26 protein-coding genes and 1 pseudogene are annotated in these 13,078 nt (G+C 69.9%); 26 read left to right on the top strand and 1 reads right to left on the bottom strand.

Features of this window, described 5'->3' with window-relative positions:
• From OG390_RS17365 to OG390_RS17270, 20 genes and pseudogenes are all read left to right on the top strand, one after another.
• Positions 1–606, top strand: coding sequence for a hypothetical protein (locus OG390_RS17365; protein WP_406168941.1), 606 nt, complete (start codon positions 1–3; stop codon positions 604–606).
• A 3-nt stretch (positions 607–609) separates the two neighbouring features.
• The gene (locus OG390_RS17360) at positions 610–978 is read left to right on the top strand and encodes a hypothetical protein (protein WP_406168939.1); all 369 of its coding nucleotides are present in this window, start codon (positions 610–612) and stop codon (positions 976–978) included.
• A gap of 1 nt (position 979) precedes the next feature.
• On the top strand, positions 980–1,246 hold the full coding sequence (locus OG390_RS17355) for a hypothetical protein (RefSeq protein WP_406168937.1): 267 nt from the start codon (positions 980–982) through the stop codon (positions 1,244–1,246).
• Positions 1,243–1,647, top strand: a complete 405-nt coding sequence (locus OG390_RS17350; protein WP_406168935.1) for a hypothetical protein — start codon at positions 1,243–1,245, stop codon at positions 1,645–1,647. Before OG390_RS17355 ends, OG390_RS17350 begins: the two co-directional genes overlap by 4 nt.
• Positions 1,644–2,012: a hypothetical protein gene (locus OG390_RS17345; RefSeq protein WP_406168933.1), complete on the top strand. Its 369-nt coding sequence runs from the start codon at positions 1,644–1,646 to the stop codon at positions 2,010–2,012. Before OG390_RS17350 ends, OG390_RS17345 begins: the two co-directional genes overlap by 4 nt.
• Positions 2,009–2,314 carry a hypothetical protein gene (locus OG390_RS17340; RefSeq protein ID WP_406168931.1) on the top strand — a complete coding sequence of 102 codons (306 nt, stop codon included), beginning with the start codon at positions 2,009–2,011 and terminating at the stop codon, positions 2,312–2,314. The genes OG390_RS17345 and OG390_RS17340 overlap by 4 nt, the downstream gene beginning before the upstream one ends.
• Positions 2,311–2,784, top strand: coding sequence for a hypothetical protein (locus OG390_RS17335; protein WP_406168929.1), 474 nt, complete (start codon positions 2,311–2,313; stop codon positions 2,782–2,784). The genes OG390_RS17340 and OG390_RS17335 overlap by 4 nt, the downstream gene beginning before the upstream one ends.
• Positions 2,774–3,016, top strand: coding sequence for a hypothetical protein (locus tag OG390_RS17330; RefSeq protein WP_406168927.1), 243 nt, complete (start codon positions 2,774–2,776; stop codon positions 3,014–3,016). Before OG390_RS17335 ends, OG390_RS17330 begins: the two co-directional genes overlap by 11 nt.
• Positions 3,017–3,310: 294 nt before the next feature.
• The gene (locus OG390_RS17325; RefSeq protein ID WP_406168926.1) at positions 3,311–3,538 is read left to right on the top strand and encodes a hypothetical protein; all 228 of its coding nucleotides are present in this window, start codon (positions 3,311–3,313) and stop codon (positions 3,536–3,538) included.
• Positions 3,525–4,280, top strand: coding sequence for a hypothetical protein (locus OG390_RS17320; RefSeq protein WP_406168924.1), 756 nt, complete (start codon positions 3,525–3,527; stop codon positions 4,278–4,280). The genes OG390_RS17325 and OG390_RS17320 overlap by 14 nt, the downstream gene beginning before the upstream one ends.
• Positions 4,280–4,846, top strand: coding sequence for a hypothetical protein (locus OG390_RS17315; RefSeq protein ID WP_406168922.1), 567 nt, complete (start codon positions 4,280–4,282; stop codon positions 4,844–4,846). The genes OG390_RS17320 and OG390_RS17315 overlap by 1 nt, the downstream gene beginning before the upstream one ends.
• Before the next feature lie 156 nt (positions 4,847–5,002).
• On the top strand, positions 5,003–5,245 hold the full coding sequence (locus tag OG390_RS17310) for a hypothetical protein (RefSeq protein WP_406168921.1): 243 nt from the start codon (positions 5,003–5,005) through the stop codon (positions 5,243–5,245).
• Between the two features lie 27 nt (positions 5,246–5,272).
• Complete coding sequence (locus OG390_RS17305) at positions 5,273–6,478, top strand: DUF932 domain-containing protein (RefSeq protein ID WP_406168919.1); 1,206 nt, start codon at positions 5,273–5,275, stop codon at positions 6,476–6,478.
• Positions 6,479–6,572: 94 nt separating this feature from the next.
• Positions 6,573–6,649 (top strand): annotated as a pseudogene (locus tag OG390_RS17300).
• Between the two features lie 35 nt (positions 6,650–6,684).
• A complete protein-coding gene (locus tag OG390_RS17295; protein WP_406168917.1) occupies positions 6,685–7,059 on the top strand; it encodes a hypothetical protein in 375 nt (124 codons plus the stop codon).
• A gap of 5 nt (positions 7,060–7,064) precedes the next feature.
• Entirely contained in the window at positions 7,065–7,424 is a 360-nt protein-coding gene (locus OG390_RS17290) for a hypothetical protein (RefSeq protein WP_406168915.1), read from the top strand.
• A complete protein-coding gene (locus OG390_RS17285) occupies positions 7,421–8,284 on the top strand; it encodes a hypothetical protein (protein WP_406168914.1) in 864 nt (287 codons plus the stop codon). The genes OG390_RS17290 and OG390_RS17285 overlap by 4 nt, the downstream gene beginning before the upstream one ends.
• 14 nt (positions 8,285–8,298) lie before the next feature.
• Positions 8,299–8,667 carry a DeoR family transcriptional regulator gene (locus OG390_RS17280; RefSeq protein ID WP_406168912.1) on the top strand — a complete coding sequence of 123 codons (369 nt, stop codon included), beginning with the start codon at positions 8,299–8,301 and terminating at the stop codon, positions 8,665–8,667.
• Positions 8,664–9,080 carry a hypothetical protein gene (locus tag OG390_RS17275; RefSeq protein ID WP_406168910.1) on the top strand — a complete coding sequence of 139 codons (417 nt, stop codon included), beginning with the start codon at positions 8,664–8,666 and terminating at the stop codon, positions 9,078–9,080. The genes OG390_RS17280 and OG390_RS17275 overlap by 4 nt, the downstream gene beginning before the upstream one ends.
• Entirely contained in the window at positions 9,080–9,220 is a 141-nt protein-coding gene (locus tag OG390_RS17270) for a hypothetical protein (protein ID WP_406168908.1), read from the top strand. Before OG390_RS17275 ends, OG390_RS17270 begins: the two co-directional genes overlap by 1 nt.
• 198 nt (positions 9,221–9,418) lie before the next feature.
• On the opposite strand, the gene OG390_RS17265 is transcribed toward OG390_RS17270, so the two are convergent.
• Positions 9,419–9,622 (bottom strand): hypothetical protein, encoded by a 204-nt coding sequence (locus tag OG390_RS17265; RefSeq protein ID WP_406168906.1) that lies wholly within the window; start codon positions 9,620–9,622, stop codon positions 9,419–9,421.
• 43 nt (positions 9,623–9,665) lie between these two features.
• Here OG390_RS17265 and OG390_RS17260 point away from each other — a divergent pair, with 43 nt between their 5' ends.
• The 6 genes from OG390_RS17260 (at position 9,666) to OG390_RS17235 (ending at position 13,073) form a co-directional block, all read left to right on the top strand.
• Complete coding sequence (locus OG390_RS17260; protein WP_406168904.1) at positions 9,666–9,887, top strand: hypothetical protein; 222 nt, start codon at positions 9,666–9,668, stop codon at positions 9,885–9,887.
• A gap of 95 nt (positions 9,888–9,982) precedes the next feature.
• Entirely contained in the window at positions 9,983–10,345 is a 363-nt protein-coding gene (locus tag OG390_RS17255; protein WP_406168903.1) for a hypothetical protein, read from the top strand.
• Positions 10,342–10,599, top strand: coding sequence for a hypothetical protein (locus OG390_RS17250; RefSeq protein WP_406168901.1), 258 nt, complete (start codon positions 10,342–10,344; stop codon positions 10,597–10,599). The genes OG390_RS17255 and OG390_RS17250 overlap by 4 nt, the downstream gene beginning before the upstream one ends.
• A gap of 15 nt (positions 10,600–10,614) precedes the next feature.
• Positions 10,615–10,872, top strand: coding sequence for a hypothetical protein (locus tag OG390_RS17245; RefSeq protein ID WP_406168900.1), 258 nt, complete (start codon positions 10,615–10,617; stop codon positions 10,870–10,872).
• Between the two features lie 331 nt (positions 10,873–11,203).
• Positions 11,204–11,611, top strand: coding sequence for a hypothetical protein (locus OG390_RS17240; RefSeq protein ID WP_406168898.1), 408 nt, complete (start codon positions 11,204–11,206; stop codon positions 11,609–11,611).
• Positions 11,589–13,073, top strand: coding sequence for a terminase (locus OG390_RS17235; protein ID WP_406168897.1), 1,485 nt, complete (start codon positions 11,589–11,591; stop codon positions 13,071–13,073). The genes OG390_RS17240 and OG390_RS17235 overlap by 23 nt, the downstream gene beginning before the upstream one ends.
• Positions 13,074–13,078 lie beyond the last annotated feature (5 nt).

Genomic DNA, 13,078 nt, shown 5'->3' with positions numbered 1-13,078 from the left:
ATGCATGATCCGCTCACCGTCGCGTTCGAGATCCGCCGCCCCTGGCCCAAGGGCGAAGCCTGGAAGACCGAGCAAGCGGCCCGCACCGGAACCCGCTGGAAGATCGGCGGCGCGTTCTGGGTGCTCGCCGGGCGCGGCCTCTACTTCCCGCCCCTGATCACCGTGTGGCATCGAGACCCGTCCGGCTACGACTCCACCACTTGCGCGATCTATCCGGGACGCACGTGGCGCTTCCACGTTCACCACTGGCGGTTGCAGGTACACCCGCTCCAGCAGTGGCGGCGCCGTCTGCTCACCCGCTGCACCTGGTGCGGCGGACGCTCCGCCAAGGGCGACCAGGTCAACATCTCCCACTCGTGGGACGGACCACGCGCCCGCTGGTGGCAGGGCGAGCGCGGCCTGTATCACCGGGACTGCTCATCGATCAAGCGGGCCCACTCCACCTGCACATGCACCATGCCCCGCCTGGACCACGACATCCACGGGAAGTGCGCCCGCTGCGGTCTGTTCCGACCCTTCGGGATCACCGACGCCAACCTCGCCCGCGCCCGGGACCTACGGACCATCCCGCGCGGCGGCCGACGCGACACCCCGAAGGAGGTCTGACCGATGACCATCGCAGTGGACTTCGACGGCGTTGTGCACCAGTACTCGCGCGGCTGGCAGGACGGCACGATCTACGACCCGCCCATGCCCGGCGCCCTCGACGGCCTCCGCACCCTCATGGAGCACGACGCCGTGTTCATCTTCACGAGCCGGAGCACTGAGCAGGTAGCCGACTGGCTGTTCGAGCGAGGCGACTTCAACATCACGTGGGAGCCGCCCGGCGAATCCATCTGCGAGTTCTGGAACAACAGGGACCGCATCCTCGTCACCAACCGGAAGCTGCCCGCGACCGCGTACCTCGACGACCGCGCGGTCCGCTTCGAGACGTGGGAGCAGGCACTCGCCGACCTCGACCGCATGAGGGAGGCCTGAGGTGGGACGCCGTATCAGAGCCGCGTCGGTCGAGCGGCTGCTCATCGACCAGGGCCACGAGTTCTCCGAGTTCGAGGGCGGCGACTGGGACCCCGGCGTCCGCGTCGCCCAAGCCGGAACCCGCGCCGTGCACGTCTTCTACGACGGGCCCGGCGAGGCCGACCAGCTCGACAGCATCACGGCCGAACTCCGCGCCGCGGGGTACCACGTCGTCGCCACCCAGCAGGACCGCGGCGGGCGCTGGCGCCTGGAGGTGACCAGGCCGTGACGATGCAACCCGCCTTCACCCGTGGCTTCCGCCTGCACCACAACGGCCGCATCATCCACGGCGCCGAGTTCCCCGGCGGCGAGGTCATCGTCGCCGACGACCCGCAGTACGGGCTCGGAACGGCCGCCCTGTCCCTTGAGGAACTGCTGAAGGGCTACCACGGCGCACGCGTCGAGTGGCCCGGCGACCAACTCGTACCCACCGCCCTGTTCCTCGGCCTGGTGAACATCGCCACGCACGTCGCCGCCGGACACAAGCACTTCATGGCAGGCCGCCCCATGGACACCGCCGCCCGCGCGGTCCTCGGCCAGCTCACCAAGTACCTGGGCCACGACGTCGCCGAGCGTGCCGCCGGGCAGGAAGCCAACCGTGCCCTCGCGCGAGGGGAGACGCACCTATGAGCAGCACCGCCGCCGAAGAACTCCGTCAGGCTGCCGACAAGTTGCGTGGCCTCGTTGAAGCGCTCGGAGACTGCCGTGGCTCCTGGTACATCGTCAACGAGCAGGACCGTCCGTACCCGCAGTCGATCAGCAACATCGGCGTGCCGTATTGCGTCGCCACCACGACCACCGATCCGCACGTTCCGCCGCACATCGCCCAGTACATCTGCGCCATGCACCCCGGCGTCGGGAAGGCGCTGGCCGACTGGCTGGAACGCGAGGCGAAGCAGGAGACCTACACCCTCGCCGAGTTCACCTACCGCAGCGCCGCACCCGAAGCCCTCGCTGTCGCCCGGCAGATCAACGCCACCGGAGGCCGCAAATGACGTGCCACCCGATCCCGGAGAACCAGCACTGCTGGTGGCTGGTGTGCGGCAAGGAGCGGCGCCTGCACGCCGTCGCCGGGCAGCGCATCAGTCCCGGGCAGATGCGGGACGCCATCGACGAGGCCCGGCTGATCCCGGCGCGCGCGGTGTGCGGGCTGCGGCGCCGCTGGTGGATGCCCGGCCTGTTCTCCCGCCTCGGCCGCCGCCGCTGCGTCCCCTGCTGCCGTGCCCTCGTCATCGAGCCCGGCTACGGCACCCCCGCCAACGAGAACGACCTCAAGCAGAAAGACCAGGCCGCATGACCGACACCCAGTGGAACGGCGAGCCCTGCGCCGCCCGCCAGATCACGGCCACCGTCGCCGACAACACCGCGTTCCCCATGTACTGGGCGCGCCCCTTCGTCGGCATGCGCCGCAAGGCCGTCGAAGTCGAGTACGGCGGCGAGACCTTCTACCTCGACGACGAGGCCGGCGAAGGCTGGCACAAGGTCACCCACGGCGGCTCACCGTGGCTGACGCACAGCAGCCTGACTATCGAGCCGGACAGTGTCGAGCCACGCGCCGACGCCCCGGATCAGATCCGCTTCGCCCGCCGCTTCGTCGCCATCATTCCCGACCAACCCGACATCCACGGTGTCCAGTTCCCTTCCGGCCGCATCATCGCCGACACCGAAACTGGCCTCACCGCCTTCCTCACCGCTGACGTCATCACCGCCGACTACGCCGGGGCCGTCATCCATTGGGCAGACGAGGAGAACACCGATGGACGCTGACCACCGCATCGTCACCATCGACCGGCACGAGTGGACGCTGCAGAGCCCCGCCCACCACACGGAGGTCATGAAGGCCGTCGCCGTCGCCGAGCGCGAGCGCGGGCAGCTCGCCTCCAAGGGCGTTCGGACCGGTGACGTGCACATCCACGGCGACGACACCGAGCTGGTCATTTCATTCGAGGCAGAGCGGCCGAAGAACCCCAAGCGGGGCATCGAAGAGGAGGTCAAGTGAGCACTCGGTACGCCCCGTACAGGTACTTCCTTGTCTGCAATGGATGCGGCGCTGAGCACAAACCGGCCGACGATCCCGAGCTGGGTTTCGAGTCCGCCATGGAGGCTCGTGCCAGTGCCTACAACCAGGGCTGGCGCTTCCCGCACATGAGCACGAAGAAGGGCACTCCTGCGAACCGAACGTCGGATGTGTGTCCGCAGTGCTACCCCGACTGGGATCCGCCGCGCGCAATGCCAGAGCAGGGACCTGCATCAGCGGATGATCTGAGGCGGCGACCGCGCGGGAGGACCACCGATGCCTGAGCAGTGGTTCACGGTCGAACTCCAGTCGGGCGGGACGGCCTCGCAGTGCGGAGGCCACTGGAACAGGGAGCAAGCCGAGGCGCTTGCCGATGGCGCCGCTTCGAAGACCGACGAAACGGTTCTGGTCGTCGCCCACACGCGGACCGTAGCCGCGACATACCGGCGCACGGTCGAGATCACCGTCGCCCGCACGGACGGGGCCGCCGATGGCGACGCTTGACGACCTCGTGCGCGACCAGCCAGTTGCTCACGGATACACCATGCGGGACCTCGACAAGCTCGCCGCCGCCGCCTGCACCTACGACCGGTCCATGGCCTCCGACGCCACCACCCGCTACGACATCGCCTGGTCCGCGATCGCCGAAGCGCTCTGCATGGCCGATGAACCGCCGCAGTGGCACGACCTGTTCACGGTCGGCTGGCACGCCATCTACGCCGAAGTCCGCGAGATGCGACACCTGTTCGGGCAGCGCGACAAGGACGGCACCAACGAGGTCGCGTCGTCCCCGAGGTTCCGGCAGTACTGGACGCTGCCTCCGGCCTACCCCGAGGACGGGCTCGTCGAGCGCCTGGCCATGCCACAGATCCTCGCCGTCCTCACCGATACCTACCGGGATGCCGTGGTGGCGCTGGCCGTACACGACGACTACCAACGGGCCGCCGACGCTCTCGGCATCAGCTACGGGGCCTTGACGTTCAGGCTCAGCACCGCACGACGCACCTTCCGCACCCACTGGTACGCACCCGAGACCGCGCCCCCGGCAAAGGGCACGGACCGGCGAGTCGGTTCCCGGACGAAGCCGCCACGCACGCACTGCGGCGAGGGTCACGAACTGACCAGAGACAACGTCTACCGCCGCCCCAACCCGAAGCCCGGCAGGCGCGGCGAACGGGCGTGCCGTGCGTGTGAGTCCGAACGCAGCAGAGCCCGGTGGGCACGTAAGAAGGAGGCCGCAGCCTGATGCAGACGCTTGACGACCTGGTCACCGATCTCGTCGACCGCTACACCGGCGACGAGCAGCACCCCGGCGACGGCGGCCCCGGCCTCCTGCTCCGCCTCGACACCCTCGGCCTGCGCTCCCGCCAGCCCCGCGACGGCGGCCACGCCCCGCCCGGCAGCCGGCCGCCGACATCGCTGGAAGCCGTGTCCTGGTCCCAGCGCATCAAGGTCGAAGCCATCGGCCTGGACATGCGGCTGCGCGGCTCGTCGCGCACACAGCCCTGGTACCGGGCGCTCAAGGCCATCCCGCCCGGCGCCGAGAACGCCGACCGCGTGTCGGAGGTGACGCGCACCGTGGGCCGCTGGCACGGCACCGTGCTCACCGTGCTCGGGCTCCGCGGGCCGTCCGTGCACTTCCGGCACGCCCTGTGCCTGGCCTGCGGGGAGCGCACCGTGTACGGCCGCGCCGACGACGACCGGCCCCGCGCCTGGTGCATCAACGACCTATGCGAGGACGGCGGCACCGGCGCACCTGCCCGCTATGAGGGGACGCGGCTGTATCTGCTCACGGAGAACCGGGCGTCGTGAGGCTGCGGCCGAGGGCTGGTCAACGGTTCTGACTGGGACGGGTGTTGGCAGAGAAAGTACGATCCACCACTTGTGGAAAGTCGTACATAGTCGTACTCTGGTTACAGAGGTCGGGGCACACGCCCCGGGCGACGACCCCGTGAGGAGGACCCGGCCATGGACACGCTGTTCCGCTCCATCGACCTGATCGAGCCCGGGGACCTGGTCCTCTACCACGGGTCCATTGAGTCGAGCCACGGCCTGTGGCTGGCCATCCCGTGCCCGTGCGTGATCTGCCAGGCGCTGGACGAGTTCGGAGTCCCGGACCTCCGCTTCGCTCTCGTCGACCCGTGGGGCGAACTGCCCGGCCCGTTCCACGTGCGCCGCGCCTCCATCACTCGCTCGGCCGCCTGCGCCTGAACACCAACCACCCTTGAGGGGGGAACCGTGACCGTCACCGACGTCAACACCGCTTTCGCCGCCGAGAAGACCCGCCAGCTCGACACTGCCCGCCAGCAGCAGCGCGCCTTCCAGGCCCGCATCGACCGGGGCGAGATCCGCATGATCGGCGCCGACCGGTACAAGGTCCTCACCGGTTGGGACCGCGGCGAGGTCTTCACCGTCACCCGCAACACCCAGGGCCAGATCGACGGGATCATCGCCCAGCACGGTCTCGACGAGCGCGCGGACGGCACGATCGCCCTGTACGCGTCGTCCCCGGCCTGGCACGGCCTCGGCCAGATCATCCCCGGCGGCACCACGGACATCGACGAGGTCCTCGCCCTGTCCGGCCTGGACTTCAAGGTCACCACCGTCCCCGCCCTGTACGAGTGGCAGGGCGAGATGCGCGAGCACGCCGACCAGCGGCACACCGTCCGCACCGACACCGGCGCCGCGCTCGGCGCGGTCGGACGGAAGTACTGCCCGATCCAGAACCGGCAGGGCTTCGAATTCCTCCAGGAACTCGTCGGCCGCTTCGACGTGGTGTGGGAGTCCGCAGGGCTGCTGCGCGGCGGGAAGCGCGTGTTCATCAGCATTCGCCTCCCCGAGACCGTGACCGTGGACGCCGACGGCATCAACGACATCGTCGTCCCCTACGTCGCGGTCATGAACGACCACAGCGGGCAAGGCCAGTTCCAGTGCGTCGTCACCCCGTGGCGGCCCGTCTGCGCCAACACGGAACGCTTCGCCGTCCGCGACGCCGTGACCCGCTGGGCCGTGCGCCACACCGCCGGGGCCACCTCGGAGATCAAGGAAGCCCGCCGCACCCTCGGCCTGTCCGTGCAGTACTTCGAGCACTTCGCCGCCGAGGAAACCGCGCTCGCCCGCACGGACATCGCCGTCCGCGACTTCCACGACGTGATCGGCGACCTGTGGCCCCTCGACGACGACGCCACCGATGCGAAGAAGACCAACTTCGCGGCCCGGCTCGGCACCCTCGACGAGAGGTTCCGCACCGAGACCGAGCGCGTCGGGCGCACCGCCTACGCAGCCGAGCGCGCCATCACCGGCTACCTCGACCACGTCGCCCCGAGGCGCCCGCCGAAGTCCATGACGGAGGAAGTCTTCCGCGCGACCGCCGTCATGGAAGGCGCCGACGACGAGACGAAGAGCAAGGCCCACCGGCGCCTGCTCACGCTCACCCGGGCCTGACCACAGACTGGCGGCCGGGCCGACTCCCCCCGGCCCGGCCGCCACCCAGGGCGACGCCCCACTCATCCCCCGCCACGGGGCGTCGCCCGCCCAAGCGCCCGTAGCCCAATCGGTAGAGGCAGTGGCCTATACCCACCCCAAGTGCGGGTTCGACCCCCGTCGGGCGCTCCAAGCCAGACCCCCAACGACCCTCAGAGAGAGGCAGCATGACCAGCCCTGCTCGCACCGCCTCCAAGGCCGGCGACCTCATCCGATCCTTCAACCACGACACGATCGTCACCGGCGACGGCTGGCAGTACCCGCCGAACGCCTACGACGCGATCGGCTCCCTCGCCTACACGGTCCGCATGCTGCCGCAGGCCATTGAGCAGACCCTGCGGCCCGTCGAGCACACCCACAAGCAGGGCCGCGTGCTCATCGACGGCGGCCGCGACCCCGAGCCGGCCGTGACCGAGCTGCGCGCCCTCGTCGGCGACGCAGCCACCCTCGCACGGGCCCTGAGCAGGGCCCTGGACCTCATGCACTCCGCCGCCTTCCCCATGGGTCTCGACACCCGCGGCCTTCCCGAATTCGAGGACTGACCGCCATGAACACCACACCGAACCTGCCGTCCCTCGCTGTGGCCTGCCCCATGTGCGGCTCAGCCGCCGGGCAGCCGTGCACCAGCCACGGAGGGAAGCGTGTCCGCCGTGACAATGTCCACCTGGCGCGCAAGGTCGCCTGGGAGCAGTCGCGGATCGACGCTGTCCCGGCCGCCAAGCTCGTCGCCGACCACGGAGCCTGGGTCCGACACGCCAAGCACGCGGCCGAACTGCTCGACAAGCACGGCTATGCCACGGAGGCCGAGCAGATCCGCCGTGCGACCTCCGAGCGCAACGGGCTCATGTCCGCCAAGCAGGCCATCGCTTTCCTGGTCGACGGTGCTGAGGACGGTGAGGGCCGGTGAGCGCCCGCGACACGCTGATCGGGATCGTTGGGCAGTGGGCTGAGCGGATTGGCTGCGCTCCCAAGACGCCTGACGCTGTAGTCGGCGCCTTCCGTGACGAGGTGCTCGCCGAGCACCAGGCCGAGCCGCTGATCGTGTCTCGGTACGACGTGGCCATGGAGCCTGCACCGGAAGAAGAGCCCGTGCTCACGGTCGGCGCGGTCGCCGAGGACGGGCGCCCCGTGGCGCTGCTCTTCGACCTGGAGGCGCGCGCGAAGGTCGCGGGCTGGCTCGCCCCCAGCGAGGACGCGGTGACGTTCGTGCCGCGTACCGAGCGCTCGCACTGGGTGAGCATTGCGGACGCCCTCAACGCCGCGCACTCGGCTGGCATGGCGGTCGGCATCGACCTCGACGGCACCCTGACCGACCACCACATGTGGTCTGTGATCTGGGACCGGGCTGCCGAGCGATGGACGGTCGCCGGGTATGAGGTCGAGGATCCGTGTCGCCCGTGTGGTTGCCCGAAGCGCTTCAACCGACACGCGGAAGGCTGCCCCACACTGCCCGCCGAGGAGCCGCAGCCCGTGACCCGCACTGGGCGCTGCTACCTCAACGGAGACGTGCTCTTCCTCAGCGACGCCGTCATTCAGCATCCGATCACCAAAGAACCGCACGTCATGGGCTGGACGCGCAAGACCAACGAGCGCGAATGGAAGCCGACAGCCGTCGCCCAGAAAGAGCTGAAATGCAACAGGTGGCAAGACGTCACGGTCGACAAACTCGACGACCCGGACGCCGACATGCGCCGCAAACTGACGCACCGGACCACCTCGGGTGCGCCGGTGGCGCACGCCACTGAGCCTCCGGAGGCGAGCCAGTGAGCCAGCCTCCTGCCATGAGCGTCGCCACCCGGCGCGCGCTCGTGCGCCAACTCGCCGACCAGGACCCGACATTGAGCACCCGCGCCATCGCAGCCCAGATCGGGGTCAGCAAAGACACCGTGCGCCGCGACCTCGACGAAATGCGCCGCGAGCAGACCCAGCCTGCGCCGGACGGGGCCGCCGCCGAGCCGGACGATGCGCCGGACAGCGACCGGCTCGTGCTGGTCCTCGACGAGCCGCTGCGCCGGGCCCTCGCCGCCCTACGCGCCACCGTCGGAGCGCCCGACACCCCGGAGCAGAACGTGGCCGCCGCCCGCGCCGCGATCCGGGCCACGGCAGACGCCGTTCTCGAAGCCCAGCCGATAGCGGAGCCGGATCGGTGAGCGCGCCGCCCCAGCCCCGCCACCCGGTGCCTGACCACATCCCCGAGCACCTGCGTGAGGCCTTCGCCACGGCCAAGGGCCGCCAGGTCCCGCCGCACTGCCCATACAAGTTGGGCGACGCCGTCCAACGCCACGGGTACGGCGGCAACCAGCCATCACCAGGGTTCGCCAACACCGGGTTCCGCGGCTGGGTCGTCGCCACCGTCGGCGGCACCCTGCTCACCGGAATCACCACCGATGGCCGCGAGTGGTGGGAAGAGTGGGGGCGCCTCTACCCGGACGGACGACCAGTCGATATGTGGGACCACTGCGTGTGCTGCCGCGACGAACGCCGCGAACTCCTGCGCGCCCACTACGCCGGGCAGCGCGCCCGCGGCGACCAACTCGACCTTTTCGGAACGGAGACGACCTGATGCCCTGCGAAGACTGCGGCCGCTTCCCCTGCACCTTCTGCGGCGGCCACATCTGCTGCGAGCCCTGTGAATGCGGCCGCTCCCACAACTGCGGCTGCGAATGCGCCGACTACGACCGCCTCATGACCGACGCCGACTGACGACACGACGTCGACCGCCGCGTACGCTGATCCCGCGAGGACTCCCACTAGGGGCGACGCACAGGGATGGGTTGTCCAGCCCCCGCCCGTGGCGGACAGTGCTGGCCGGTGCCGCATACCGGAAGCGGACCCTGTCGCCCCACCCACCATGAAGGCCCGGACACCGCACCACGGCTGGGTGTCCGGGCCACCTCATGTTCAGTCCTCGTCGTCGTACAGCGCAGAGAAGGACCGCCGGGCCACAGCGCCCGTGTACGCCGTGAGGTTGGCCATCTCTTCGGCAGTCAGCGGACGCGGATCACGCAGCCCTTCGGCGAACCTCTCCGCCATGGCGCAGCCAAGGGCTGCGTACCGCTCACTGGTGGTGGGCCTGCTCAACAGGCGGCGGATCAGACGGCGCATGCGGCCAGCATGGCACCGCTGACCGTACGGGCACACTGGATACGTGATCACCTCCAGCACCGGGCGTGACGGCCGGGCCCTCGTCACCACGACCATGGCTGCCTACTCGCTCGGCATGAAGCCCGCCAGCTTCCGCAGCTGGGCACGGCGCCACGGCGTGACCGCCGCCGACTACCAGCGCACCCCCGGCAGCACGGGCCAAGCCGGCGCACTGTGGGACCTCGCAGACCTCACCAGCGCCATGCGCACAAGCAAGGCCGCTTGACCACAGATCAATTGCCACGCATCATCAGTCATGGTGCACGTACTGCCTCATGAGCCCGGCCACAGAGCCGGGCTCCGGCATATCCGGGGGTGACGATGCCCAAGCCCCCCGACGTCCCGCCCACCACACCACCCGGCAAAGGTGGAGGACGGGACATCGCAGCCCGCGCCCGGAACAACCGTGCCACCCGACACCGCGCCCGCATCAACGCCCAGGTGCACGCCGAAGAGACCACCTGCTGCCACTGCGGCGGCCACGTGGACCCCACCCTCACCGGCACCCACCCATGGGCCGGCACCGTCGACCAGCCCCGCCCCCTGTGGGCCAGCGGCAACCCCAACGTCCGGGCCAACAACCGGCTCGCCCACCAGCTCTGCCAGGGCGCCCACCAGCAGCAGCTCAGGGTGGCAGGCCAAACCAGAGGCGGTCACGTCGCACGGACCGGGCGACCAGCATGACCGTGGGCCTCCTCATCAGCCGGGACCTCGTCGCCGGCCTCGCCCTCGACCAGGTAGCCGACCTCATCAGTGCACGCATCATCGGCCAGCACGATCAGGACGAACACACCATCGTCCTCCGTGTCGTTGATCCGCACGCACCGCCAGGCGCCACCCGCATGGAACCCGTCCTCACCACGGGCCCGCATGGCACGCCCCTGGTCGAGCGCATCGACTACTACCGCGCCGACGGCACACGCATCACTGCACAGTGAGAGCGAGGTGAGCCCATGGCCAAGAGCACCGCAGCCGCAGGCTACGGCTACGCCCACCAGGCCCTGCGCCGCGCCCTCCTGCCCGACGCATACGGCAAGCCCTGTCCGCGCTGTGGCCTACCCATGCTGCGTGGCCAGAGCCTGGACTTGGACCACACCGACGACCGCTCTGGGTACAACGGCATGGCTCACGCCTCCTGCAACCGCGCCGCAGGCGCGCGCAAGCGCAACGCCCGGCAAAACCGCAGGTGGAAGACCTCCCGCCAATGGTGATCATGCATCGTCGCAGGTCAGAGGCAGAGAGCGGAGGGGTAGGGGGGCGGGTCCGCCACGTGATCTTGGCGCTCCCTGACCCCGCCCCCATTCAGGATTTCTCTCCCTGGCTTTTCTGGTCATGTAACGCCGCCCCTCCAGATTTCTCCGGTGGGGCGTTCAGGTGATCTGAGGTTGTGAGGCTTCCGGCTCGCTCCGGTCGGTGTTCCGTTCCCGGGGGCTCTGTTCTGCCTCTGGTTCCATCATCCTGCTCGGCCAGGCTGGCGTCAATGCCCCAACTCCCCTTATTCCAAAGTCCTTTGGGGCGTTCTTGGCAGGTGAGGGGGCGAGCGTGGAGAAGCAGTGCGGCGGCTGCGGGAAGTCCTTCGACGCACAGCGGAAGACGGCGAAGTACTGCTCGGACCGGTGCCGGATGCGCGCCCACCGGCGCCCTGCCGATAGCGAACGAACGGGTTCCGTAACGTCACCCGCTCCCGCCGAACGCCAGAACACGGACTCATTGACGGATGCGGTCCGCGCCGAGCTGAAGGCGGCGGGCCGACTCGACTCGGCGGCTGGCCGGGTGGTGCTGGCGCTGGCCCGGCGGATCGATGCGGGCGGCCGGGAGTCCGGGTCGTCGCTGGCGTCGCTGGCGAAGGAGTTCCGTGCCGCGCTGGGCGAGGCGCTCAAGGGTGTCGAGACGGCGTCGGATCCGGTGGATGAGCTGAGGGCGCGGCGTGACCGTAAGCGTTCTGGTTGACCCGGCGTACCGCAGCCAGCCGCAGTGGCGCAGCACGCTGGGGCCGGAGGTCGCGGATCTGGCGCGGCTGGCTGGGTTCGGGCCGGACCCGGAGCAGGAGATGATCCTCGATGCTCTGTTCGCGCTCGATGAGCGGGGCACATCGGCCTGCTTCGAGGTGGCCACCGTCGTCGGCCGGCAGAACCTGAAGACGGGCCTGATGAAGCAGGCCGCGCTCGGCTGGCTGTTCCTGACCGAGGAACGCCTGGTGATCTGGAGCGCGCACAACTTCCTCGCCGCGGAGGAGGCGTTCCGCGATCTGGAAATCCTGATCACCGGCTGTGCATCGCTGTCGCGGCAGGTGAAGCACATTCACCGCGGCAACGGCGATGAGGCGATCGAGCTGTACGGGGACCGGCGGCTGCTGTTCAAGACGCGCACCAAGGGCGGCGGGCGCAGCCTGTCCGGGGACAAGGTCATCCTGGACGAGGCGTTTGCGTTGCAGCCGATGCACATGGGCGCGATGCTGCCGACGCTGTCGGCGCGGCCGGATCCGCAGGTGCTGTACGGGTCGTCGGCCGGCTTGGCGGAGTCGGCGGTGCTGCGCGGGATCCGGGACCGCGGCCGGGCGGGCAAGGATGCGCGGCTGGCGTACTTCGAGTGGTGCGCGCCGCCCCAGGAGCAGGTGTGTGCGGCGGGGGCGAAGTGCACGCACGCGCTCGGTACCGAGGGCTGCGGCTGCGACAAGCCGGAGCTGTGGCAGATCGCCAACCCGCAGCTGGGGCGGCGCATCAGCATCGACTTCATGGCGGCCGAGCGGCGGGCGCTGCCGCCGTCGGAGTTCGCTCGCGAGCACATGGGCTGGTGGGACGAGCCGGTCGGCGGTCTGATCCCCATCACCGTCGAGGCATGGGCGGCCTGCGCGGACGAAGAGTCGCAGGTGCAGGACCCGGTGGCGATCGCCGTGGACGTGACACCAGACCGATCCATGGCGGCGATCGCCGTGGCGGGCCGGCGGGCGGACGGGCTGATGCACGGCGAGCTCGTCGAGCACCGGACCGGGACCGGCTGGCTCATGGACCGGCTCGTCGAGCTGGCTTCGCGGTGGCGGCCGTGCGCGGTGGTGCTGAATCCGGCGGGCCCGGCCGGGTCGCTGGAGAAGGAGATGAACGAGCGCGGCTTCAAGACGGAGCCGGTGGGCGGCGAGTGGCGGCTGCATCTGGTCGGCAGCCGCGAGTACGCGCAGGCGTGCGGGGCGCTGACCGACGACGTCAACAACGGCCGGTGGGCGCACGCGGATCAGGCGCCGTTGAACAAGGCCGTGGAAGGTGCGGGCACCAGGCCTCTGGCGGAGGCCTGGGCGTGGTCGCACCGCAACAGCCTGAACGACATTTCCCCGCTGACGGCCATCACGCTGGCGCGGCACGGGTTCGCTGCGCATGGGGTGACGGAGCCGGTGGCGCCGTTCGCGATCTGGAGCTGAGAGGG

It is taken from the genome of Streptomyces sp. NBC_00996 (assembly GCF_045162675.1).
GTDB lineage: Bacteria > Actinomycetota > Actinomycetes > Streptomycetales > Streptomycetaceae > Streptomyces.
Note: the sequence above shows the minus strand (reverse complement) of the source record. Positions and strands in the feature narration are given on the sequence as shown.